Below are 23,238 nucleotides of genomic sequence, written 5' to 3' on the forward strand. Positions count from 1 at the left end.
TATGCAGCTAGATACTTTTTTACATCATCTCCATTTTTCTATCGATAAAATTATGCCGAATCAGGAAGTGGACTGGGAAGATGCACCGCTTCCTTATAAACTATATCGAAATGTACCTATCATTCCTCTCTCTTTAGAAATCCCATTATCTTTACCTAACTCTTCTACTACACCTACTTTGAATGAGATTGGTCATTACCTTTGGTGCTCATTTGGTTTAACACAGTTATGTCAGCTAAATAGCGAAAAAATTTTATTCCGAAGATCTATCCCTTCAGGCGGCGCTTTATATCCAAATGAATTATATATATATTTAAAAATTGACGATTATCCAGACGGCATTTACCATTACGACGCCGCGCATCACCGACTTATCTTAATTCGCGAAGGAAATTTCGATTCTTACCTTACAGAAGCACTCGGCAATCGTTGTAACTTACAATCTTGTTTTGGTGCTGCATTCGTATCCACCATGTTTTGGAAAAACTTCTTTAAATACAATAACTTTTCATATCGACTTCAAGGATTAGACAGTGGCGTTCTCATCGGACAATTACTTGAATGTGCCAAACAATTCGGTTACACAAATGGCGTATACTTTCAGTTTCTAGACCGGGCAATCAACCATTTACTCGGACTGTCAGAAAGCGAAGAAAGCGTGTATGCTGTCCTTCCTTTCAGTACAGAACCGCAAACAAATTGGTTTCACAATGATTACCGTGAAATTAAAACAGTTACTTCTCATGAGCTATTACAACAAATTCCGCCTTTAGCACATGAACATTTCGTTCGCTCAAAGCATGTAAATGAGTATCCGATGATAACAAAAATAAATGAAGCTTCTATGATCGAATCGACAGCACAGTTCCAAACACTAGCTCATGAAGAGCACTTTCAACATCATGCGCACGCTGTACAACTGCCGAAAGTAGAGCGTTTATCTTATGATTTCTTACAACTTTGCAGAAAACGGTATTCCCCTGATGCTGACTTTATTTTAACGAAATGGGATGCAGCCGAGCTCGCTACTTTACTACAAGAAGCGAGCCTCTCCTTCCCTTACTACAACGACCTTGATGGGCAGTATGTAAATGAAAATGCGCGCGTTTCCTTATATGGATGTTTTTATAACGTAAAAGATATAGAAAACGGCGCTTATTCTTATAATAGTAAAACGCATTCCATACAGCCACTTCGATATGGAGACCTTCGTTATCCCCTACAATCTAGTATGACGATGGATAATGTAAACCTTTTTCAAGTACCGCTTTGCCTACATGTAGTCGGAAAGAAAGATTACTATACAAATGCATTAGGCTACAGAGGATACCGTATTCACCAAATGGAAGCGGGTATACTCGTTCATAAACTCGTTTTCGCCGCGACCGCAATGGGGATGGCTGGGCATCCTTTACTTAGTTTTGATACAAATTCATGTGATCAGTTGTACGGGATAGAGGCTGGGAATGAAACGTCACTTATTCAAATTCCTGTTGGAGCTTATCGGGCGCGGAATTGGTTAAAAGGGGATTTGCGTAATTAGAAGCACGCCGGCTATCGGCGTGCTTTTTACTAGATTAATTTAAAAATACTCTTTATTTGTCTCGCAAATAACCAGTTTTTCGTACCGTAGTTATCATTTAAACTATCTAAATTGATAGTTTGTCCGTTAGCAAACTTTAATTCTAGCGTTGTATTTTTATCGTTTGTTTTTAAGTTACTATGTGTAATAGCATCATACTTTAATTTTTCAATCTCAATATACTCTTCTTTTTCTTGTCCAATCACGACATGGTCTTGGAAGAAGAACAATACTTCTACTTTCTTACCGAAACAAAATACATTTTTCGTATAAATTAATGTCGCATTATCAAGTCCGACGCATACTTCTTTCATCTCTTCAATAACGTGTCCAAAGTCTTCTTCATGTCTTGTGTTTGATTCAGCAATCCATTCTTCGATTGTTTTCATATTAATTGCCATACTGTGCCCCCTGGTTCGTTCATTGCTTTGTTTTAAAGTAAATACTATATGACAATATAAGCGATACATACTATGTTTTCAAGGGTGAAAGATATATTCAAAATAAAGTTAAATTTCAAAGTAATATACTAAAAGAATCCATTTCATTATATTTTAAACGTTTGAACGAGACATTCTTCATCATCGATTAACTGTATTTTCTCATCAAATTCAATGTTTAGCTCCCTATATACTTTCTTCCAAAAAGAAACAGCTGGTACATTTTTCACAAGTTCGATAACGAAATATTGTCCTCGTTTCTCTTTTAGCAAACTCTCAATAACTTGTTTACCGATTCCTTTTCCTTTGTACTGATTCAATATGAAAATGTCATTTATACCAAAATCGTTTTCCTTCTTCAAAAATGGACGTTCCAGTAGTAATAAAAATCCTACAATCTCATTATCACTTTTAATAAAATACGGAGTAATTCCATCATTTACCCAAAACATACGTAAATCTTCGTATTCAAAAAATCCATTTGCTTCAATTGTTATATTGGGTGTGAACTTAGAGAGGTCATGCAGATATAGTGCATATAAATTACGCAATATTTCTTTTTCTGATTCTTGAACGGTTTGAAGTGTTACAAACATTTTTAATAATCCCCTTCCCCATATGTAACTATTTCCCAACCATCTTCATTCGCCAAAAATGGTGATTACCCTTTAACGAAAAAAATAGCACTTAAAAGTGCTATTTTGCTCGCCTTGCCGCTTGTTGAATTGGATCCCAAACGCTGTTATATGGTGGTGCATAACTTAAGTCGACATCTTCTAAATCGTGAATACTCATTTTATTGAACAGTGCCATTGCGATCACATCAATCCGTTTATCTACACCTTCTTCTCCAATTACTTGTCCGCCTAATAATTGTTTCGTGTCAGAACGATATAGTAATTTTAAGTAAAGTGGTTTCGCATTTGGATAATAGCCCGCCATATTGGTCGAATCTACTTTGACTGTTTTATACGGGATATGTAGTCCTTTTGCTTCTTTTTCATTTAAGCCTGTTCTTGCAAGCGTCAAATCCATAAATTTAATAATACCTGTACCTAACGTTCCTTTAAAGGCTCTTCGTTTATCCAGCATATTTAGTCCAGCAAGTCGCCCTTGTTTATTTGCAGTTGTTCCGATTGGAATATGGTCATGAATTTCTTTTATAACGTGATAATGCGTGGCGCAATCACCAGCTGCATATACGTCTTGCACATTCGTTTGCATATATGCATTTACCTCGATTGCCCCTTTATGATTTGTACGTATATTTGTTCCTTCAAGAAAATCAGTATTTGGTTTCACTCCGACAGATACTAAAACAAGATCTGCTTTATACGTTCCTTTATCCGTTTCAATCGCTTCTACTCGTTCATTCCCTTTAAACGCTTTTACATTTTCATTCGTTAAAATTTCAATATGATGTTTATCTGCTTCTTTATGTATATATTCTGCCATATCTGCATCGTAAATTGTACCGATATGATCATTTCTCTCAATCATTCTTACTTTCTTACCTAGTTCGACGAATGTTTCTGCCATTTCCAGCCCAATTGCACCGCCACCAATAATGGTTACATCTTCAACTTTATTCGTTTCTAGCGTTTTTAATATGCACTCAGCATCCGGAATTGTTTTTAAAAGGTGAACACCTTGTAAATCTCGGCCTTCCCATTCTGGCATAACAGGACGTACTCCGGTCGCAATTAATAAACGGTCATACGAAAATTCAAAAACATCTTTCGTCTTCGTATGCTCTGCGTACACAATTTTCTTCTCCGTATCCACTTTCGTTACCTCATGTCGTACTTTCGCATCAATTCCGTATTTATCACGAAACGTCTTTACATTACGCGCGATTAACTTTTCCGTTGAAGCGATAGCACCACTAATGACATACGGTAACCCACACTGCGCGTACGAATAAATTTCACCTTTTTCTAACGTCACAACATTTGCATTTTCATCGTTTCTAACAATTTGCATAGCTGCACTCATACCAGCTGCATCTCCGCCAATAATGACATAGTTCACTTTACCACTCCTTCTTTTTTACATACTCTTTACGTTTTCCATATTTTATAGAAATAACACCTACTTCCATTGTAAAGAAAGAGAATTTCATCTTCAAATTTTGTGCACAAACCTATGCCTGAATAGGTAGCCGTCGTGTCTTATAAACACTATGTTTAATATGCTATTACAGTAACAATTGAAAGTAGGTGAAACATACATGTGCGCCGGCCTTCTCGCTCAAACTCCAGAGGAACCGAAAGAACCAAAACCCGCCGTGTCGCTTGATCAAGAATTTTCTATTAACGCAACCATTTATAGTGCTCGTGCTTGGTTATCTAATGATGAGCCTTTCCCACAAACGATTTGGAAAGGCTCTCACTTCGCTTCAGCATCACACGCTGGCAAGTCCATCTTACCGATCGGTACAGTGAAAATTTTAAACTTATCTGATGATACAATAACAGTTACTGCATCATCAGAATCAGACAATACTCTCAAAATAGTCGTACCCCCTCATTCTGAAGGTGTTTTAACATCTAATGGTTTATCTGATGTGCAAGCAAGTACATCAGGAGGAGCAAGCAAAGTCACATTCCTCTTTCACATCTTTTTCTCAAGGGATCCTGGTCCAGCTAAATAACTATAGAAAAGGTACAGCTGTGCACTGTACCTTTTTCATATGTTCTATTCTCTTGATTTATTCAGTTCAACATTATAAGATTCAATCTTCAAACTGAGTCCCACACTTTGTACATACATTCATCCATTCAACCACCTTTTCGTTAGAAGCCAGTTATTCCCTGTGTAAAGGTTTGAATTATCGTGCTAATGTAAGACCACAGCACAATGAATGTTGCAATTCCGATTAAAACATTTGCGATAAGAAGTGTATAAATAAGGTCTAATCCGCCGTTATCTAACTTTACTATAGCGACAATTATACTAATTGACATATACGTTGTAGCCAGCCCTAATAAGATTGGTAAGAAAAAGATTAATAAAAAGCTAAACAGAAAAGAAAGAACTAATATAGCAATAGCTGGCGTCGCTATCGTTCCCCATATACCGAATACTTCAAGAAACGAAAAAGATGATTTCATCATCTTCCCACTTACAAAAATAATAAATCCGACAAATAAAGTTAAAATGAGTAAAAATAAAAAGACTGTTATAGAGTCTCCAAAGAAAGAAGGAGTAGATAAATCTGGCGCTAACGTTCTCGTAAGTGCTGCCCCAGCACTCATCATTCTATAAAAAATACATGCCCCTAAAAAACAAATAAGAACAAGACTTACAATTCCATTTCGTACTTCAACCTTGCCACTTTTCATAATAGCTGTCGGTGCTTGTAATGCGTGTTTAAAAAACTGAAAATAGCCACTTGCAAACTGCTTCGCTTGCTCTACCGTTTCATTTGGTCGAGTTTCCTTTGCTTTTGCTACACGTGCCTGTTGCTCACCTTCTTCCTGTGCACTACTCGCTACTGCTCCCTCCGTTAACGAATGTCCACAATTCCCGCAAAATTTTGCCTCTGTTGCATTTTCTGTGTGACACGCCGGACATTTCATTCTCTCATCCCTCCTTAACCATATACCGTATAGGGTGTTACAAATTCAATATATGACTTTGGACATAAAACATGACTACAAGAAAAAGATTATGAAATCCTTCTTTCAAAAGAAATATATGTGCTAGCAATCTTGAAAAATAATGCTATTATGAAACAGAACAAATAACATTTTTAACAGATTGGATGAAAGACGATGGAATTGGTAAACTCAATTTTTCAAATACTCCTTACAAGCGTAATCCAATTATTTTCTTTAATTGGCGTTATCATTGTAATTGGATTTCTATTAGGCTATTTAGAATCTCTCACACGCATGTATTGGTCGAGAGCTTTCGGAAGAAAAGGATTCCTTTTAACGGCGTGGATTGGTGTTCCGATTCACGAACTTGGACATGCCATTATGTGTGTACTATTTCGTCATAAAATTGTAGCAACGCAGTTTTTCCCAACAGATACAAGTCAAGGTGCTTTAGGCTACGTACAACATCAATACAATCATAAAAGTGTATATCAACGAATTGGGAACTTCTTTATCGGCATCGGGCCTATTATTTCTGGTATTACCGCACTAATCCTTTTAATGCGCTATTTCGTACCAGATTCATATTTCTTATTTAATACAACTCTCGAAAAAACAATCTCTTCTACTTCTATTAATGTAGAAATGGTTCAAAACATGCTCTTGTCGACATTCGTATTATTGAAAAGTTTATTTACAATAAATAATGTATTGAATCCTTCCTTTTGGCTATTTTTATTTATCGCCATTTGTATTTCTGCACATATCGCTTTAAGCAAACCAGATATTAAAGGATCAATAGACGGCATTATCGTCATGTTTATCGTGTTATTTTTATTCAATATAATAGCAGGGCTGTTTCAGTACAATAGTAACCAACTAATTGGCAAAGTGATGAAGTATAATATGTACCTCATTGCGTTTTCTAGCGTGGCACTATTGTTCTCTTGTCTTTCTACACTTGTTAGTTTTGGTTTTTATAAAATAAGAGGAGGGCGTTCTATTTGAACGCCCTCCTCTTATTAGTTATTTCTCTTATAATCACAATGCTCAACCGGCACACGAGCATGTCCCTCTTCATCCGTACACCATGACTGCGATTGGAAGGCAAGAAAAATACCGACCCATTCTTCTTCCTTTTCAAATTGAATAAGTATTCCTCCGTCTTGCCATATACCATTATCACCTTTCCATTTCTCTACATTCCCTTGATTCATGTGAATATCATGTATCCCGTTTCCTGGTTCGAAATGAAAGTAAGAATCAGGTGTATTTTCTTCTGGTCCCCATCTTTCACCAAACGCGTAAATAATTGCTTTTTCTTCTATTGCTCGTTTTATATAACGTTCTATTTTTTCATTTAAATCATTATCCACTCCTGCTTTTTCAGCAGGTAAAGGAATCATTTGTTTCGAATCAAATACATTACCTCTTACGTAGTCTAAAGCTACTTTCGGTTCATTGTTTTTTATTTCTGTAAAACCGAATGGTAATGTCGGTAAAATATGAATCGCCTCTGACTTAATATTGTTACTCGCAAAATATAAAACTTCTGACGGATAACTTTGCGATTTTACGTTAATTGCAATACGATAATCTACTCCTGTCTCGCCCTGTAAATGAACTTGATAATGAGGTGTTTTCCCTTTTCCAATCTTTGATTGTATAACTGTACCTTTTAACACACCGTAGTTTTTTAGGGGCATACATTTCATCTCCTATTCATCTAAAATCGGCAAGGATACCCCCTACTTCAATCGTGTGAAGGGCGATAGCCCAACGATAAGTGGGGGAGGATTTGCCGGCAGATACGGTATGGTACGTTAAAAATCGTAAGATTCTGTACCACATCAAGTATCTGAAACTTCCACCTTGCCTCCTACTTTCTCTACTTAAGTTGTTTGCTTTCACTAAAAACCTGTTACAATTTAATTAGTGAAAGGCGGTGAAAATAATGCCTACAATTACTGCAAAAATACAAATCCATGTTTCCGATAATCAAGCTGAAAGTCTAAAGATAACAACGAACGCTTACCGCAAGGCTTGTAATTGGTTATCAAAACACATATTTGAAACAAAGAACCTTAATCAAGTAAATCTCAATAACTTATATTATTCTGATTTGCGAAATCAATTTAGGTTAAAAAGTCAAATGGCTCAATCTGTGATGAAAACTGTAATTGCTCGTTACAAGTCGGCTAAATCAAATGGCCATGAATGGTCTTTGATTGACTTCAAACTTGCAGAATATGATTTAGTCTGGAATCGAGATTATTCACTAACCAAAAACCAATTTAGTGTAAACACGCTTGAAGGTCGCCTAAAACTAAATTATGAGCGTAAGGCTATGAAGAAATACTTCAACAGCACTTGGAAATTTGGTACTGCTAAATTAGTGCATAAGTACAACAAGTGGTTCTTACATATCCCGATGACAAAAGAGTACCAAACATTAGATTTCGCAGATGTAAACAACATCGTTGGTGTTGATTTAGGAATCAACTTCCTTGCAACCACTTATGATAGTCAGGGCAAAACAACCTTCTACAACGGAAATATTGTTAAACATAAGCGTGGTAAATTTAAAGCTACTCGTAAGCAATTACAAACACGACAAACACCATCTTCTCGTAAGAAAATAAAACAAATTGGCTCAAGAGAAAACCGTTATGTAACTGATGTAAACCATCAAATTACAAAGGCACTCGTTGAGGCATACCCTAGAGGTACTATGTTTGTTTTAGAAGACTTAACAGGGGTTCGTTCTGCGACAGAGAAAGTACGAGTGAAAAACCGCTATGTTTCTGTATCTTGGGCTTTCTATCAGTTCCGTCAAATGCTTGAGTATAAAGCTGAATTGAATGGACAAAAGGTAATTGTGGTAGACCCCAAATATACTTCCCAAACTTGCCCTAAGTGCGGAAACATTGAAAAAGCGAATCGTAATAAAAAGCTACACACTTTTAAGTGTAAAAATTGCCAATACCAATCAAATGATGACCGTATTGGTGCGATGAATCTACACCGTAAGGGAATTAAGCATATCAGTGTAGTTACCACAGGAGTATAGCTCTTGTGGTAGGGGCGAAGTCAACCGTCCTTATGCTCCACCATACTAAGGTAGGAGAGCATTGCTCGTTCGTACTACTGGGTAGGAATAAGCGTAGTTGCTCTCTATGAGGGTAGAAGCACTGTCGAACTCCGACAGACGCAAGCCCCCACTTCAAACGACCCGTAAGGGTGTTAAGTGGCGGGTTGTTGACTTAGTAGAAGCTTTTCATGTTTAAAACATTATCCAATTATAAAAAAAATCCTCCTATGTTAGGAGGATTTTTAATTTCTCAACATATACCAGAAAATAACTTCCACTACTATAAGTAATACCGCACCAAAAATCATTAACGTCGTCTTCTTTAATAGTTCATTTTCACGATACGGAATGTTACATAAATACGCACCTAATGTAATCCGTGATGGGCAAGCAATTGTCGCTACTGATGATGCGGTATTTTGCAATGTTGTGACGTATTGCCACGGGAGTGCTACGTTTTGTGCCGTTTGCATTTGTAGTTTTATAAACATCGCATTTGATCCTGCATTACTACCTGTTAAAAAGCCACCGATTCCGCCGATGAACGGAGCAACGAAAACGAAAAAGGTTCCAAATGTTTCACCAGCCGTTTTTGCAAGTAATGAATGCATGCCAGATGCACCCATTAGTTCTGAAATGGCGATAAACATTGTCGTCGTAATCGCAAAGGGAATCCATTGTTTTATCGTTTGCGAGAGTGATTGTTTAATAATATTTGATGGAATTCGGAAGAAAATGATTGTAAATAAACAAGTCATACCGAGCCAAAATCCTGGTGAATACAGCATTTCTAATTTGTAAGAGAATGATTTTAGATCAAGGACGGCATATGATCTGAATACATCATGCAATGCTGGTACGAGACGAGAAAGTAAAATACAAACGGTTAAGAATATATAAGGGCTAATAATTTTTATAATAGATACTTCTCTTTCTGTTGCCGCAGCATGTTCTGACATTAGATTTTGCTCACTTTTTCCTTTTAATTTAATGATAAGAAAGCCAAATGTAATGGTAACGATAGAACTTAATATACCTGCGAGTTCAACACTTACGTATGCGTTAGAAAGATAGATTCCGAGAGAAAATAATAGAAAGAAGCCGATTCCTTCCTTCCACTTTTCAATAACCGCCTGCCAGCCACCAACAACATGTAAAGAAAGAATGACAAAATAAGCAAACATCGGGATACTTAATAGCGCTGTATTTGTACCGAGTGTTGTAAGGGGCATATTGATAAGTTGCGAACCGATAATCGTACCAGTTGCCATTGCCCCCCATGAACTAGCTAGTAAGCCGATAAACGAGAGCAGTACAGCTTGAAACGGTTTATAGCCTAAGGAAAGAAAAATAGGTGCTGCAACCATAAAGCCAATTCCAAATCCACTTACTGATTCAATTAGTGGGCAAATACCAAAACACATAAGAAGCATTTGTAATAAACGATCGTGCGTCACTTCTTCTAGAAAACGTGCTACTTGATCGATGTACCCCATTTTGTTCATGAGGTGAAATAAAAAAATACCGAAAAACAAAACGTACCCAACAATAAAACAAATTAACCATCCTTTAATCGTTGCGTGCACAGTTTCACTTATCCCTAGTTGAAACGTTGGAGAGAGTAAAACGATTCCAACAGACACCACGTAAGCAATTAAAGAAGACCTTAATGACGTTTGTTTAAATAAAAATAAACAAATGAAAATCATCATAATTGGGATAAGTGCCAACAATATGGCCATGTTATCATCTCATTTCGTTTAAAATACAATTTTCAACTATTATATAACAGATGCTATAATTTTCAATTGTTTTTAAAACAGATTCAAAAAAGGAACCAAACGGCTCCTTTTTTAATCACTCCCATTTTCTATTATCCTGAAAAACTGTCTGCTGTCCGACCATTTTATCTAACAGAACAAACACAGTATAAGCACATATGACTTGCAATACAACATTTCCAAATTTCATGAATTCAAATGAATGGATCCATCGGAATACTTCATTTAATAATACAATCGAAACGATACTAAATAGTTCTATACTAATCGAAAATATACATATTTCTAAAATAGATTGCTCTTGAATGCGATTTAAGTTGGAAAAGATGAATACATATCCTAAAAATAGAGCCATCAACTCTATTTTCGTCATGCTAATGAGCCAAGCGTATAGTGGTACAGTTAAGAGAAGATATAGTAGTTTCCGTCTTAGCATGCTTTCTCCCCCTCTAAATTATATGTATTTTCTGTATATTTTAACATTTATTACACAAAACAAAAAGAAGAGACTTATGCCTCTTCTTTTTGTTTTGTTGCCTGTATGAATTCACATATTTCTTCTCGTTTTTCATTTTCTAACAGCTCAATCACTTTACTTCCAACGACAACTCCGTCACATATTGTAATCATGTCTTCTACATGTTCCTTCGTTGAAATACCGAACCCTGCCACTACCGGTAAATGCGTATGTGATTTTACTTTTTCTAAATAACTATGAATCTCCTCTTTAAAATTTTGACGTACGCCTGTTACGCCCGCTACTGTAACGGCGTAGACGAACCCTTCTGATTCACTCGTAATTTTCTCGATTCGCTCAATTGGGCTTGTAACGGTAACGAGTGGGATTAAAGCGATATTTGCCGTTCGGAGAAGCGGTGCAATAATGTCTTGTTCTTCATACGGTAAATCTGGAACGATAATACCGTCCACCCCTGCTTCTATACAATTTTCGATGAATTGTTCTTTTCCGAATGCGAGTACTGGATTTAAATATGTCATAAGTACAAACGGAATTTGTACTTCTTTCCTTACCTCTATTAATGCTTGAAAAATGCCTTTTACTGTTACACCGCTATCTAGTGCTCGTTTCCCTGCCCTTTGAATTGTTGGGCCATCTGCAACTGGATCTGAAAATGGGATACCAATTTCAACGATGCTTGCTCCTGCTTCATCTAGAAAACGAATTCTTTCTTTTAACTTTTCAAGGCCACCATCTCCGCCCATTACGTACGGAATAAATGCTTTCTTACCATTTTCAAATGCTGCTTTAATTTTTTCTACTTCCATCTTTTACACCTCTTCCATATAACGTTTTATACTCTCTACATCTTTATCACCACGGCCAGATAAACAAATGACAAGCCCTTCGTCTTTCTTCATTTGCGCCGCTAATTTTAATGCATATGCGACAGCATGCGAGCTTTCTAACGCCGGGATAATTCCTTCTTTTTTCGTTAATAATTGAAACGCTTCTAACGCTTCATCATCAGTAATGGAATGATAAGAAACGCGGCCAATATCTTTTAGTAAACTATGTTCTGGACCAACCCCCGGGTAATCAAGTCCAGCTGAAATAGAGTGAGCTTCTTGAATTTGTCCTTCTTCATTTTGCAGAAGGTACATCATCGATCCGTGGAGAACGCCAACGCTTCCTTTCGTTAAAGTAGCTGCATGCTGTTCTGTATGAACTCCTTTTCCAGCTGCTTCTACGCCGTAAAGAGCAACTTCTTCATCATGCACGAACGGATAAAACATTCCCATCGCATTACTACCACCACCAATACAAGCAACAACAGCTTCTGGTAACTTTCCTTCTAACGCTTCATATTGTTTTTTCGTTTCTTTCCCAATTACACTTTGGAAATCACGGACAATTTGCGGGAATGGATGTGGTCCAAGAACAGATCCCATAATGTAGTGCGTATCATGCACGTGTGAAACCCAGTAACGAAGCGCCTCGTTTACCGCATCTTTTAATGTACCGCTACCTGCCGCCACACTTTCTACTTTCGCTCCGAGTAATTCCATTCGGAACACATTTAATTTTTGACGTCTTACATCTTCTTCTCCCATAAAAATGACGCATTCTAATCCGAGAAGGGCACATACAGTAGCTGTTGCAACACCGTGTTGTCCAGCCCCTGTTTCAGCGACAACTTTTTTCTTCCCCATTCTTACTGCAAGAAGTGCCTGACCAATTGTATTGTTAATTTTATGAGCTCCTGTATGGTTCAAATCTTCACGTTTTAAATAAATTTTTGCACCGCCGCAATACTTCGTCATATTTTCAGCATAATATAGCGGTGTTTCTCTTCCGACGTACGTTTTTAAATAATGATTTAATTCCTTTTGAAATGCTTCATCTTCCATCGCCTCTTTATATGCTTCTTCTAGTTCTAATACAGATTGCATTAACGTTTCTGGAACGTATCGTCCTCCGTATATACCGTAGTGACCTTTTTCATCTGGATATGCGTAATTCATTTGGAACACTCCTTCGTTTTTATAATAAATTGTTTTATTTTCTCTACATCTTTCTTTCCTTCTGTCTCTACTCCGCTGCTCACATCGACCATATATGGCCGAACAGTTCGAATTGCTTCTTCTATATTAAGAGCGTTTAATCCACCAGCTAATATCGTTTTCTCTCGCAACTCTTTTGACATATGCGCGAGTAGTTCCCATGAAAATTTCTTTCCATTTCCTCCATGAAACTTTTCTTTCGGGCTATCAAATAATATATAATCTGTTTCATACTCTTGAGCGTTTTTCATATCACTCTCTGAAGTTACTCCTAGTGACTTTATAGACGGAATATTCAATCTTCTGATTTGATAATTGTCTTCATCCCCATGTAGTTGTACATGCGTTAACCCGCATTCATCTGCAATTTTCTGGATCATTTCTACTGATTCATTTACGAAAACACCGATTTTTAACACGTTGGCTGGAAGCTCCTGAATGATTTCTTTCGCTAGCCCTGGAGTAATTTTTCGCTTACTTTCTGCAAAAACAAATCCGAGTGCATCTGCTCCGTATTCGCAAGCACGTTTTGCTGTTTCCATATCAGTGATCCCGCAAATTTTCACTTTCATATGTTCACCTTACAATCTTCAAAAAAGGTGCGAATAGAAGATGATGTCATAAGTGCCTCTCCAACTAATACACCTTTTGCTCCAGCTCGCTTGACGCGGATCATATCTTCTTTTGAATGAATTCCGCTCTCACTAATCCAAAGCAATTTCTCCTCATTTAATCGTTTTCCAAGCTTTTCTGTTTGGCCTAAATCGACTTCGAATGTTTTTAAATTACGGTTGTTAATACCGATAACGTGCGGATTTAATTCGATTGCAATTTCTAGTTCCTCTTCATCATGAATTTCAACAATTGCTTCTAACCCTTTTTCTAGTACGTAACTATACAGCTCTTTTAACTTCTCTTTCGGTAACGCTGCTACAATTAATAAAATAATATCTGCGCCAGCCTCATACGCTCTATCAATTTGAATCTTATCAATTATGAAATCTTTACATAAAAGCGGAATGTTACTTTCTTCTCTCGCCGTTTGTAAATCATAAAACGACCCTTTAAAAAATTGACCGTCTGTTAAAACAGAAACAGCACCCGCGCCGCATTCTTCATATGTTTTCACTTGTTTTCTTACATCAACGTGTAAATTGATATCTCCTTTTGATGGTGATGCTCGCTTTACTTCTGCAATAACAGTAAACTGCTGTAATGATTCTACGAGTGAATGTGTCTTTCTACTTTCTTTTATTGGTGTATATGTTTCATATAATTCCGCAACTTCCTTTTTCTTCTGTTCTACAATTTTATCTAAAATCGTCCCCATTTTAATTCACCCTTTCTAATTTTTCGTTACTTGCTGCAATTAATAAATTTAGTTTCGCTAATGCTTTTCCAGAGTCAATGCTATATGCCGCGAGTTTAATTCCTTCTTCAATCGTTTCCGTTTTTCCATTTGCGAAAAGAGCTAGACCTGCATTGAATAAAACTGTATCGCGATAAACACTCTTTTCTCCGCTCAATACGCCGAGCGTAATCTTTGCATTTTCTTTTGAATTCCCCCCTCTAATTTCTTCATTTTTCACTCTTGAAAAACCATACTTTTCTGGATCAATACTCATTTCTACTATTTCATTATCTTTTAAAAGGACTACGTGATTTTCCCCTTGTAATGACGCTTCATCTAAAAAACCACTTCCGTTTACGACAAGCGCTTGTTTCCGGCCTAACTTTTGTAATACTTGCGCAACTGGTAGTAACATATCTCTTTTATAAATGCCGACAAATTGTGTTTCTAAATTCACCGGATTTGTTAAAGGGCCAATTAAGTTAAAGATTGTCGGCACGTTTAATTCTTTTCTTATTTTCATAATGCGTCTTAATGCTGGGTGCATCGCTGGTGCGAATAAAAATGCGATTCCGACATGCTCTAATAAATAATCAATTTCGTTTGGCGTACTGCTAATATTTACACCGAGTTCTTCTAATAAATCTGCACTTCCTGTTTTACTAGAAACAGCACGGTTACCATGTTTTGCAACCTTTACACCAGCTCCTGCCAGTACAAATGCCGATGTTGTACTAATATTAAACGTTTGGGCACCGTCACCACCTGTCCCGCAATTGTCCATTGCTCCTTGTATATGATTCGAAAACGGTAATGCCTTTTCACGAAGAGCTCGGACGAGACCGTATATTTCTTCTGCAGTTTCACCTTTCGCTTTCAGTAAGACTAAGAAAGCTGCAATTTCACTTTCCAATATGTTTTCATTTAATAAAAGAAGTCCTGCTTTATACATTTCCTCTTCTGTTAAATGTTGCCCCTCCACTAATTTACGAAGATAGTTATTCATACTCTTTCCTCCTCTTTCACTTCGCCTAAAAAGGCACGTATTAACTTTCCGCCTCCTTCTGTCGCAATTGATTCCGGATGAAACTGTAATCCAAAGAGTGGATAATAATTGTGACGAACTGCCATAATTTCTCCATCGTCCATCGCTGTCGCTAGTATGTCAAAACACTGTGGCAAGCTTGTTTGTGCTGCAACAAGAGAATGGTAGCGCATCGCTGTTAGCGGTTGTGTCACATACGAAAAAATTGACGTTCCGTTATGTTTCACACGTGATGTTTTTCCGTGTTTAATGCGCTCTGCTCTTACAATATCTCCTCCAAATGCTGATATAATTGCTTGATGACCAAGACAAATACCTAATATGGGAACGTTCTTATAAAAATGACGAATCACTTCCATACAAATTCCAGCATCCTCTGGTTTTCCTGGTCCTGGTGAAAGCACAATTCCTTTCGGCTTCATTTCTTCTAATTGTTCTATCGTTATTTGATCATTTCTTACGACAACAATTTCTTCTTCGTATTCGCCTAGTAGTTGATACAAGTTATATGTGAATGAATCATAATTATCGATAAGTACAATCATTTCATTACCTCCAAGAGCGCTCTCGCTTTATTTAATGTTTCTTCATATTCAGCTACTGGATCTGAATCGTAAACGATGCCCGCTCCTGCCTGAACGTATGCTTTTTCATCCTTTACAACCATTGTTCGAATGGCAAGCGCCATATCAAGATTCCCTGAAAAACTAACGTATCCAACTGCACCGGCGTACACATTTCTTTTTTCATTCTCTAGCTCATTTATAATTTCCATCGCTCTAATTTTCGGAGCACCTGATACCGTCCCCGCCGGTAAGCAATGCGCTAATGCATCAAATCCGCTCATTTGTTTTCGCAATGTTCCGTAAACTTCAGATACAATGTGCATAACGTGAGAATATTTTTCTACTTTCATATATTTATCTATCGTAACTGAGCCGATTTCACTCACTCTACCAATATCATTTCGCCCAAGATCTACAAGCATCATATGCTCTGCTCGCTCTTTCTCATTTTCTAACAGCTCTTTTTCAATTTCCGTATCTTCCTGCTTTGTCTTTCCTCTCGGCCTCGTACCAGCAATTGGATTTGTCATCACTTTATCCTCTCTTACCGATAGCAAACTTTCTGGCGAAGAACCGAGTACAACATAATCTTGAAAATCGATATAAAACATATATGGTGATGGATTGGCAATTCGTAGTTTTCGGTATAACGCGAATGGATCACCAATACATTCACTTTGTAAACGCTGTGATAATACGACTTGGAATATGTCCCCGGCTCGAATGTGTTCTTTCGCCGTTTCTACCATTACGCAAAATTCTTTTTCCGTTATAGAAGAAGTGAATGATAATGTTGATCTTATTTCAGTTACTTCCGCTTCTTCTCCCTGTAGCACTTCCTCTTTGTATACTCGCAGCCTTTCGTATACTTCTTCATAATCTGCTGCATCATCTTCCCTGCATACATATACAAACGACAACTTTTGGCGTAAGTGGTCATACACGATAAACTCACGGTACAGTAAAAGGTGTACCTCTGGAATATTCAATGGATCGTGTAAATTTGCTCCAATGTTTTCATATTGCCGAATAACGTCATAGCCAATATAACCAACTGCTCCTCCGCAAAACGGAAATGGACTGTCTACTTGAGCTGACGCGATTTCTTCTTCTAACACTTGTAGTACTTTACCTTGCAACTTTTCTGCCCGGCCGTAAATCGTTCGTTCCACTTCCGTACCGATACTTTTCACTTCCCCATACGGATTACACCCTAAGTAGGAATAGCGTCCTTTATCTTGATGAAGCTGTGAACTTTCTAATAAGAATTTCTTCTTCCCTTTCATACGTCTATATAAAGAAATTGGCGTAATGCTATCTCCTTCTTCTTCAGTGATTACTAAAAATATCTTTCCCTCTCTTTTTTGTTTTATAAATTCTTCTTTCGTCATCATGTCCTTCACCTCGTCCTGAAAAATAAAAAAGTCCCCTACATATCGAAAATATGTAGAGGACGATAAATATACCGCGGTACCACCTCGTATTGGATGCAAAAGCATCCCGCTTTGTTCAGGTACAAAATATATACCTTATCCTTGTAACGGCGGAACCCGGGTTGCCTACTGAAAATAATTGTTCAGCATACCTCTCGTAAGCCCATTCCGTATATGGCACCGCACCGGGCTCCCACCTATTCCCGGCTCTCTGTAACGTCTCCAATATACGTACTCTTCTTACTTAAACGATTTCATTTATTTAATTTTTTATACACAAAAAGGGAGTACTCATCCTATAGAAAGGACGGGTACTCCCGTGGTGCCACCTTAATTCGTTACGAATGTAACGCACTTTACCGTATCAAAAACAATACGTGTCTCTTGTATCGATGAGATCATGTCGCCAAAGCCTACTTCTTTCGTTTCGGTTTGGAAGCTCCGAAGCCCATTCCACATCAATTCCATACTGATTCGCACCAACCATCAGCTCTCTGACATGTTCATCATGTGTACTCTTCTTCATCAACGCTTGCATTTTTTTAAGTTGCACTCATTATAGACCTTACTTTTTTCATAAGTCAATACTTTTTAAAAAATTTTATTTTTCTCTCCTTTCAATATTATATTGACAAAACAACCTCTTTTTATGTAAATATAATAAATACTCTATTAAAAATAAGGTTTTTTGTATGAATATTATATATTAAAAAAGTAAAATGATGTCAAAAAACGCTTACATTTCTGTATGGATTTTTCAGAATAATCATGATAGATTATAAATATGCATAACGCATCAAAAGATATGACAAAAGGAAGGGGAACTACATGAGTACGCAGATGTTAACTTTAACTTCTATCTCTATTTACATGCTCGGGATGTTAGTCATTGGCTATTTCGCCTATAAACGAACGTCCAACTTAACAGATTATATGCTTGGCGGGCGTACACTAGGCCCCGCAGTAACAGCATTAAGTGCTGGAGCATCCGATATGAGTGGTTGGCTTTTAATGGGATTACCCGGTGCAATGTTTAGCGTTGGATTAAGTAGTAGTTGGATTGCGATCGGCCTGACATTAGGCGCATACGCAAACTGGCTATATGTCGCTCCTCGCTTACGTACCTACTCTGAAATTGCAAACAACTCTATTACTATCCCAGAATTTTTGGAACACCGTTTCCACGACAAATCCCATATGCTACGCTTAGTATCTGGACTTGTTATTATGATTTTCTTTACTTTTTATGTAGCTTCAGGACTCGTTTCAGGTGCTGTATTATTTGAAAATTCATTTGGTATGAACTACCACGTTGGATTATTCATTGTAGCTGGCGTTGTTGTTGCTTACACATTATTTGGTGGTTTCTTAGCAGTAAGTTGGACAGACTTCGTGCAAGGAATCATTATGGTAATTGCTCTTATTCTTGTTCCTACTGTTACAATTATGAATGTAAATGGACTTGGTCCAGCATTTAGCACAATTAAATCAATTGATCCAACATTATTAGATATTTTTAAAGGTACTTCTGTATTAGGTATTATTTCATTATTCGCATGGGGCCTTGGTTATGTTGGACAACCTCATATTATCGTACGCTTTATGGCAATTTCTTCTGTAAAAGAAATTAAAAGTGCGCGACGAATTGGTATGAGCTGGATGATTTTCTCTGTTGTTGGAGCTATGTTTACTGGTCTTATCGGTATTGCATACTACTCAGACAAAGGATTAAAGCTATCCAATCCAGAGACAATTTTCCTTGAACTGGGGAAAATTTTATTCCACCCGCTTATTACTGGATTTTTATTAGCAGCTATTTTAGCAGCGATTATGAGTACAATTTCATCTCAGTTACTCGTTACTTCTAGTGCTGTAACGGAAGACTTATATCGTACTTTCTTTAAACGTTCTGCTTCTGATAAAGAGCTTGTATTTGTCGGCCGTATGGCTGTTCTTGTTATTGCACTAGTTGGGTGTGCATTAGCGTTTAAACAAAATGATACGATTTTAGCTCTTGTTGGATACGCTTGGGCTGGATTTGGCTCTTCATTCGGACCTGCTATTTTATTAAGCTTATATTGGAAACGTATGACGAAGTGGGGCGCACTTGCTGGTATGATTTCTGGTGCCGCTACTGTTATTATTTGGACGCAATTCAAATTCTTAAAAGAATTCTTATATGAAATGATTCCTGGTTTTACTATTAGTTTACTAGTAATCGTAATTGTTAGTTTACTAACACAATCTTCAAAAGAAGTTGAAGAGCACTTTGAGACTTTTGAAAAGCAACATAGTCATAATCTATAAAGAAAAAGCTCTGCTGTTATCGTATCAGCAGAGTTTTCTTTTTCTCAAAGTTCGACAATCTTCTGCTCGAATTTAACAATTTCTTTATGTTTCATTAAATTAAACGTAACACTACTCCTTTATAGTAGTACTATCAGCACTTATACAGAAAGGGGACTCCAACATGTTAGCAGCTTTCCAGCAACAACAAACACGAAAATTTTCACCTATCACAAATACTTCTGCGTCTTGTTTGAACATACAACCTAATCCACCCAAAATTTCAATTGCTCCTTCTGTTATTCCAGTCATTGGTGTTCATATGGAAAAAAATAAGTTAAAAGTAAGAACGGGACAAAGCACTGAGTTATCAGCTTCTGTTTTGCCAGTGCAAGCAACGAATCAAGAACTTATTTGGACAAATATGAATGCTGATGTTATCACACTGTATCCAAAAGGTGATACAGTAACGATTACTGGAAAAAGTGCAGGTAGAGCAGTCGTAATTGTTACAACTGCTGAAGGAAAATTCAGGGACCTATGTATCATTCATGTACAACCTTATATGACAAACCCAAAGTAAAAGAGTGGCTATGAAGCCACTCTTTTACTTTATTTCAATGTGTAGATTTTTACTTGTAACAAGATTGATAAATTGCTCTTTATCTTTAGGAGAAATAATTTCTGTTTGATGTGTATCGTAAACAATTTCAAGTCGATCAAGTGACAATGCATAGGCTGCTACTGGATTTTTCGTATTTGAAATTTGTTTTATATCTCGTATCAATATGCGCTTTTTCACGAAACCGGATCTAATAGTAATTGTTTCTTCTCCAACAATATATTTTGTTGAAAACCAACTCCACATCAATAAGATAGCTAATGGGATTGTGAAAAACAAAAGAAAATATTCTCTTCCTGCAAATATTGGAGCAAAACACGCTCCAATGACAACGAAAAAAATTGGATATAACCATGCATCTTTTTTTGATAGAAACTCCATTTCCCTCCCCCTTCTACGCCCGTATTTCTATAAAACAAAAAGAGAAGTATCACAACTTCTCTTTTCTCTCTTAACATTATAATTCCTGTGTATAAACAGGCTCGTTTACGACATTTTTTGCTGTTCGTTTTTGTTGCTGCAATAAGAAAACAGATACACCAAACAATACGAGTATGCTACCGATTATTTGCATAGCATTTAATCTTTCCCCAAGTAAGAAGAACGCTAGTATTGACGCTCCAACTGGTTCACCTAAAATACTCATTGAAATTGTTGTTGCATTTACGTAGTTTAATAGCCAGTTATTAATGACGTGCGACACTGTCGGCACGACCGCAAGTAAAAGAAAAATGGTCCAATCCCACTTTGTATAACCTGTAAAAGGCACTTGCAATGTTATATTATAAATCCCCATAAAAATACCTGCGAATGCAAAAACTGTAAAGCTGTAAATCCAGTGTGATACTTTCTTTACTGTCGTTTGGCCGATAAATAAATAACCGACAACTGCTATTACACTTAAAAAAGATAATATATCGCCATAAATTGCTTGTTCACTTAGTCCTAAATCTCCCCAACCAATACACACTACACCTAATATCGCAATTGCCATTGTCGCAATGGCTGAGTATGTTGTTCTTTCTTTAAATAAGAAAAAACCTCCAACTAAAGATACGATCGGCTGAAGTGCTAATATAATCGTCGAACTCGCAACTGTTGTATGCTTTAAAGATTCAAACCATAAAAGAAAATGAAGTGCTAAAAAGAATCCAGACCCAATTAAAAATCCCCAATCTTTTATTTGAATCTTACTAAACTCTTCCCGTTTTTTCCAAACAATAGGCAGCATAAGAAGTACGATAATCCATAATCGATACATACTTAATATGGAAGATGGTGCCGAGGACATCTTTACAAAAACTGCTGCGAATGAAATGGCTATAATGGAAATAGCTAATGGTAGTGCGATTGACCTTTCTTGTTTCAAATTCCGTCTCCCCTCTCACCTGTCAAAAATCCCACTTCATTATATCCGTTTTCTTCCCTAACTTAAATACTAATTTTTTAGATTCTTCGTACCATTATGGTAAAATAGAAACGAAAGCACCTATTAGTGAATATTTCTTTCTTTTTCACTACAAGCGTCGCTCTTACAATCATTACAGTAAATTTTTATTTAGGGGGATCTACATGAATCAAACAATTGGGAGAATTGAAGAGATTTCATTTTATAGTGCATCACTTCAAGAAGATGTTACACTTCTCGTTTACTTACCGGTAAATTACACACCGCTGCACAAACATACAGTGGTCATTGCACAAGATGGAAGAGATTATTTTCAGCTTGGTAAAGCACACCGTGTAATTGAGCGCCTTCGTGAAACTGAAGAAATTGACCGTACAATTATTGTCGGTATTCCATATAAAAATGTACACGATCGTAAAGAAAAATATTTCCCAAACGAAGTAAAAAACGCTGCGTATATTCGTTTCCTTGCTCATGAACTTGCACCATATATCGATGAAAATTATCCAACGTACCAAATGGGAAAAGGTCGTGTGCTAATTGGTGATTCTCTTGGCGGAACAGTTTCCTTTATGACCGCACTTATGTATCCGCATACATTCGGTAAAGTTGTTATGCAATCACCATTTGTGGATGAAACAGTGATGAATTTAGCAAAAGAATTCAAAAATCCGGAGGCGCTAGAACTTTATCACGTCATTGGAACAGAAGAAACAGCTGTAAAGCGCACGGATGGACAAGTATCTGATTTCGTAGGGCCGAACCGTGAGCTTAATACGCTTCTGACAGATAGAAATTTCATTACACATTACGAGGAATTTGAAGGTAATCATACGTGGAAATATTGGCAAACTGATTTACCGAAAGCTTTCTCTCATATGCTATCAATGAAATAATAGAGAGCAGTATTCAGAATAATTTGATATAATAGAGTAAGAGAGGTATTTTCTCAAAATCTAACTAGACTTACAAAGGGAGGAATTGGAACATGAAATTAGGCATTGTAATTTTTCCATCTAAAATGATTCAAGATAAAGCGAACGGATTGCGTAAACGTTATGATCCGCACTACGCATTAGTTCCGCCACATATTACATTGAAAACACCCTTTGAGACGCAAGATGAACAATTAGAATCGATTGTAAACGAGTTACATACAATCGCAAGTAAAACGAACCCTTTCACCCTTCATGTTGGAAAAGTTGGTTCATTCGCACCTGTTAATAATGTTATTTATTTTAAAGTAGAAAAAACACCTGAACTTACTTTCTTAAATGAGGAAATGCATAGCGGATTCTTTACACAAGAACGCGAATACGCTTTTGTACCTCATTTAACAATTGGACAAGGCTTATCAGATGCAGAGCATGCTGATGTACTAGGTCGATTACGTATGAAAGATTTCTATTACGAACAACCAATTGACCGCTTCCACCTTCTATATCAATTAGAAAACGGAACATGGACTGTACACGAAACATTCCGCCTAGGAAAGGGGAACAACTAAT

The 23,238-nt window shown here is 36.9% G+C and carries 24 protein-coding genes and 2 other annotated features; of the genes, 8 read left to right on the plus strand and 16 right to left on the minus strand.

Features of this window, described 5'->3' with window-relative positions:
- The first annotated feature begins 1 nt into the window (after window position 1).
- On the plus strand, window positions 2-1,543 hold the full coding sequence (locus PDQ68_RS15330; protein ID WP_061183173.1) for a SagB family peptide dehydrogenase: 1,542 nt from the start codon (window positions 2-4) through the stop codon (window positions 1,541-1,543).
- A gap of 29 nt (window positions 1,544-1,572) precedes the next feature.
- On the opposite strand, the gene PDQ68_RS15335 is transcribed toward PDQ68_RS15330, so the two are convergent.
- The 3 genes from PDQ68_RS15335 to PDQ68_RS15345 form a co-directional block, all read right to left on the minus strand.
- On the minus strand, window positions 1,573-1,983 hold the full coding sequence (locus PDQ68_RS15335) for a DUF3908 family protein (RefSeq protein WP_061183174.1): 411 nt from the start codon (window positions 1,981-1,983) through the stop codon (window positions 1,573-1,575).
- 146 nt (window positions 1,984-2,129) lie between these two features.
- Complete coding sequence (locus PDQ68_RS15340; RefSeq protein ID WP_270786883.1) at window positions 2,130-2,618, minus strand: GNAT family N-acetyltransferase; 489 nt, start codon at window positions 2,616-2,618, stop codon at window positions 2,130-2,132.
- 100 nt (window positions 2,619-2,718) lie between these two features.
- Window positions 2,719-4,053, minus strand: coding sequence for an FAD-dependent oxidoreductase (locus tag PDQ68_RS15345; RefSeq protein ID WP_061183175.1), 1,335 nt, complete (start codon window positions 4,051-4,053; stop codon window positions 2,719-2,721).
- Window positions 4,054-4,252: 199 nt separating this feature from the next.
- Here PDQ68_RS15345 and PDQ68_RS15350 point away from each other — a divergent pair, with 199 nt between their 5' ends.
- On the plus strand, window positions 4,253-4,675 hold the full coding sequence (locus tag PDQ68_RS15350) for a hypothetical protein (RefSeq protein WP_061183176.1): 423 nt from the start codon (window positions 4,253-4,255) through the stop codon (window positions 4,673-4,675).
- Window positions 4,676-4,817: 142 nt separating this feature from the next.
- Here PDQ68_RS15350 and PDQ68_RS15355 read toward each other — a convergent pair whose 3' ends face one another.
- Entirely contained in the window at window positions 4,818-5,603 is a 786-nt protein-coding gene (locus PDQ68_RS15355; protein WP_061183177.1) for a zinc ribbon domain-containing protein, read from the minus strand.
- Window positions 5,604-5,798: 195 nt separating this feature from the next.
- Between PDQ68_RS15355 and PDQ68_RS15360 the strand changes: the two genes are divergently transcribed.
- Window positions 5,799-6,632 (plus strand): hypothetical protein, encoded by an 834-nt coding sequence (locus tag PDQ68_RS15360; protein WP_061183178.1) that lies wholly within the window; start codon window positions 5,799-5,801, stop codon window positions 6,630-6,632.
- 14 nt (window positions 6,633-6,646) lie between these two features.
- Here PDQ68_RS15360 and PDQ68_RS15365 read toward each other — a convergent pair whose 3' ends face one another.
- A complete protein-coding gene (locus PDQ68_RS15365) occupies window positions 6,647-7,330 on the minus strand; it encodes a DUF2278 family protein (RefSeq protein WP_001128607.1) in 684 nt (227 codons plus the stop codon).
- 248 nt (window positions 7,331-7,578) lie between these two features.
- On the opposite strand from PDQ68_RS15365, the gene PDQ68_RS15370 reads away from it, so the two are divergent.
- On the plus strand, window positions 7,579-8,694 hold the full coding sequence (locus PDQ68_RS15370) for an RNA-guided endonuclease InsQ/TnpB family protein (protein WP_061183179.1): 1,116 nt from the start codon (window positions 7,579-7,581) through the stop codon (window positions 8,692-8,694).
- 263 nt (window positions 8,695-8,957) lie between these two features.
- On the opposite strand, the gene PDQ68_RS15375 is transcribed toward PDQ68_RS15370, so the two are convergent.
- The 9 genes from PDQ68_RS15375 to trpE all read right to left on the minus strand — a co-directional run bounded on the left by PDQ68_RS15375 (window position 8,958) and on the right by trpE (window position 17,375).
- A complete protein-coding gene (locus PDQ68_RS15375; protein WP_061183180.1) occupies window positions 8,958-10,457 on the minus strand; it encodes an L-lactate permease in 1,500 nt (499 codons plus the stop codon).
- A 115-nt stretch (window positions 10,458-10,572) separates the two neighbouring features.
- The gene (locus tag PDQ68_RS15380) at window positions 10,573-10,932 is read right to left on the minus strand and encodes a DUF4029 domain-containing protein (protein WP_061183181.1); all 360 of its coding nucleotides are present in this window, start codon (window positions 10,930-10,932) and stop codon (window positions 10,573-10,575) included.
- 74 nt (window positions 10,933-11,006) lie between these two features.
- On the minus strand, window positions 11,007-11,783 hold the full coding sequence (gene trpA, locus PDQ68_RS15385) for a tryptophan synthase subunit alpha (protein ID WP_061183182.1): 777 nt from the start codon (window positions 11,781-11,783) through the stop codon (window positions 11,007-11,009).
- Between the two features lie 3 nt (window positions 11,784-11,786).
- Window positions 11,787-12,980 carry a tryptophan synthase subunit beta gene (trpB, locus tag PDQ68_RS15390; RefSeq protein WP_001105007.1) on the minus strand — a complete coding sequence of 398 codons (1,194 nt, stop codon included), beginning with the start codon at window positions 12,978-12,980 and terminating at the stop codon, window positions 11,787-11,789.
- A complete protein-coding gene (gene trpF / locus PDQ68_RS15395; RefSeq protein WP_062822673.1) occupies window positions 12,977-13,591 on the minus strand; it encodes an N-(5'phosphoribosyl)anthranilate isomerase in 615 nt (204 codons plus the stop codon). The genes trpB and trpF overlap by 4 nt, the downstream gene beginning before the upstream one ends.
- Entirely contained in the window at window positions 13,588-14,349 is a 762-nt protein-coding gene (trpC, locus tag PDQ68_RS15400) for an indole-3-glycerol phosphate synthase TrpC (protein WP_061183184.1), read from the minus strand. Before trpC ends, trpF begins: the two co-directional genes overlap by 4 nt.
- 1 nt (window position 14,350) lies before the next feature.
- On the minus strand, window positions 14,351-15,376 hold the full coding sequence (gene trpD / locus PDQ68_RS15405) for an anthranilate phosphoribosyltransferase (protein WP_061183185.1): 1,026 nt from the start codon (window positions 15,374-15,376) through the stop codon (window positions 14,351-14,353).
- On the minus strand, window positions 15,373-15,960 hold the full coding sequence (locus PDQ68_RS15410; RefSeq protein WP_061183186.1) for an anthranilate synthase component II: 588 nt from the start codon (window positions 15,958-15,960) through the stop codon (window positions 15,373-15,375). Before PDQ68_RS15410 ends, trpD begins: the two co-directional genes overlap by 4 nt.
- On the minus strand, window positions 15,957-17,375 hold the full coding sequence (gene trpE / locus PDQ68_RS15415) for an anthranilate synthase component I (RefSeq protein WP_061183187.1): 1,419 nt from the start codon (window positions 17,373-17,375) through the stop codon (window positions 15,957-15,959). Before trpE ends, PDQ68_RS15410 begins: the two co-directional genes overlap by 4 nt.
- A gap of 52 nt (window positions 17,376-17,427) precedes the next feature.
- Window positions 17,428-17,672, minus strand: a binding site (T-box leader).
- Window positions 17,673-17,714: 42 nt separating this feature from the next.
- Window positions 17,715-17,952 (minus strand) — a binding site (T-box leader).
- Window positions 17,953-18,242: 290 nt separating this feature from the next.
- On the opposite strand from trpE, the gene putP reads away from it, so the two are divergent.
- Complete coding sequence (putP, locus tag PDQ68_RS15420; RefSeq protein WP_061183188.1) at window positions 18,243-19,721, plus strand: sodium/proline symporter PutP; 1,479 nt, start codon at window positions 18,243-18,245, stop codon at window positions 19,719-19,721.
- Window positions 19,722-19,884: 163 nt separating this feature from the next.
- Window positions 19,885-20,283 carry an Ig-like domain-containing protein gene (locus PDQ68_RS15425; RefSeq protein WP_061183189.1) on the plus strand — a complete coding sequence of 133 codons (399 nt, stop codon included), beginning with the start codon at window positions 19,885-19,887 and terminating at the stop codon, window positions 20,281-20,283.
- A gap of 24 nt (window positions 20,284-20,307) precedes the next feature.
- Here PDQ68_RS15425 and PDQ68_RS15430 read toward each other — a convergent pair whose 3' ends face one another.
- Entirely contained in the window at window positions 20,308-20,703 is a 396-nt protein-coding gene (locus tag PDQ68_RS15430) for a PH domain-containing protein (RefSeq protein ID WP_061183190.1), read from the minus strand.
- A gap of 76 nt (window positions 20,704-20,779) precedes the next feature.
- A complete protein-coding gene (locus tag PDQ68_RS15435; RefSeq protein ID WP_061183191.1) occupies window positions 20,780-21,691 on the minus strand; it encodes a DMT family transporter in 912 nt (303 codons plus the stop codon).
- A 203-nt stretch (window positions 21,692-21,894) separates the two neighbouring features.
- Here PDQ68_RS15435 and PDQ68_RS15440 point away from each other — a divergent pair, with 203 nt between their 5' ends.
- Together PDQ68_RS15440 and PDQ68_RS15445 are read left to right on the plus strand one after the other, a co-directional pair.
- Window positions 21,895-22,626 carry an alpha/beta hydrolase gene (locus PDQ68_RS15440; protein ID WP_016716887.1) on the plus strand — a complete coding sequence of 244 codons (732 nt, stop codon included), beginning with the start codon at window positions 21,895-21,897 and terminating at the stop codon, window positions 22,624-22,626.
- A 92-nt stretch (window positions 22,627-22,718) separates the two neighbouring features.
- A complete protein-coding gene (locus PDQ68_RS15445) occupies window positions 22,719-23,237 on the plus strand; it encodes a YjcG family protein (protein ID WP_000765876.1) in 519 nt (172 codons plus the stop codon).
- The last annotated feature ends 1 nt before the right edge of the window (window position 23,238 follow it).

Origin of the sequence: Bacillus cereus group sp. Bc010 (assembly GCF_027716745.1) — a bacterium.
Classification (GTDB): Bacteria; Bacillota; Bacilli; order Bacillales; family Bacillaceae_G; genus Bacillus_A; species Bacillus_A pacificus.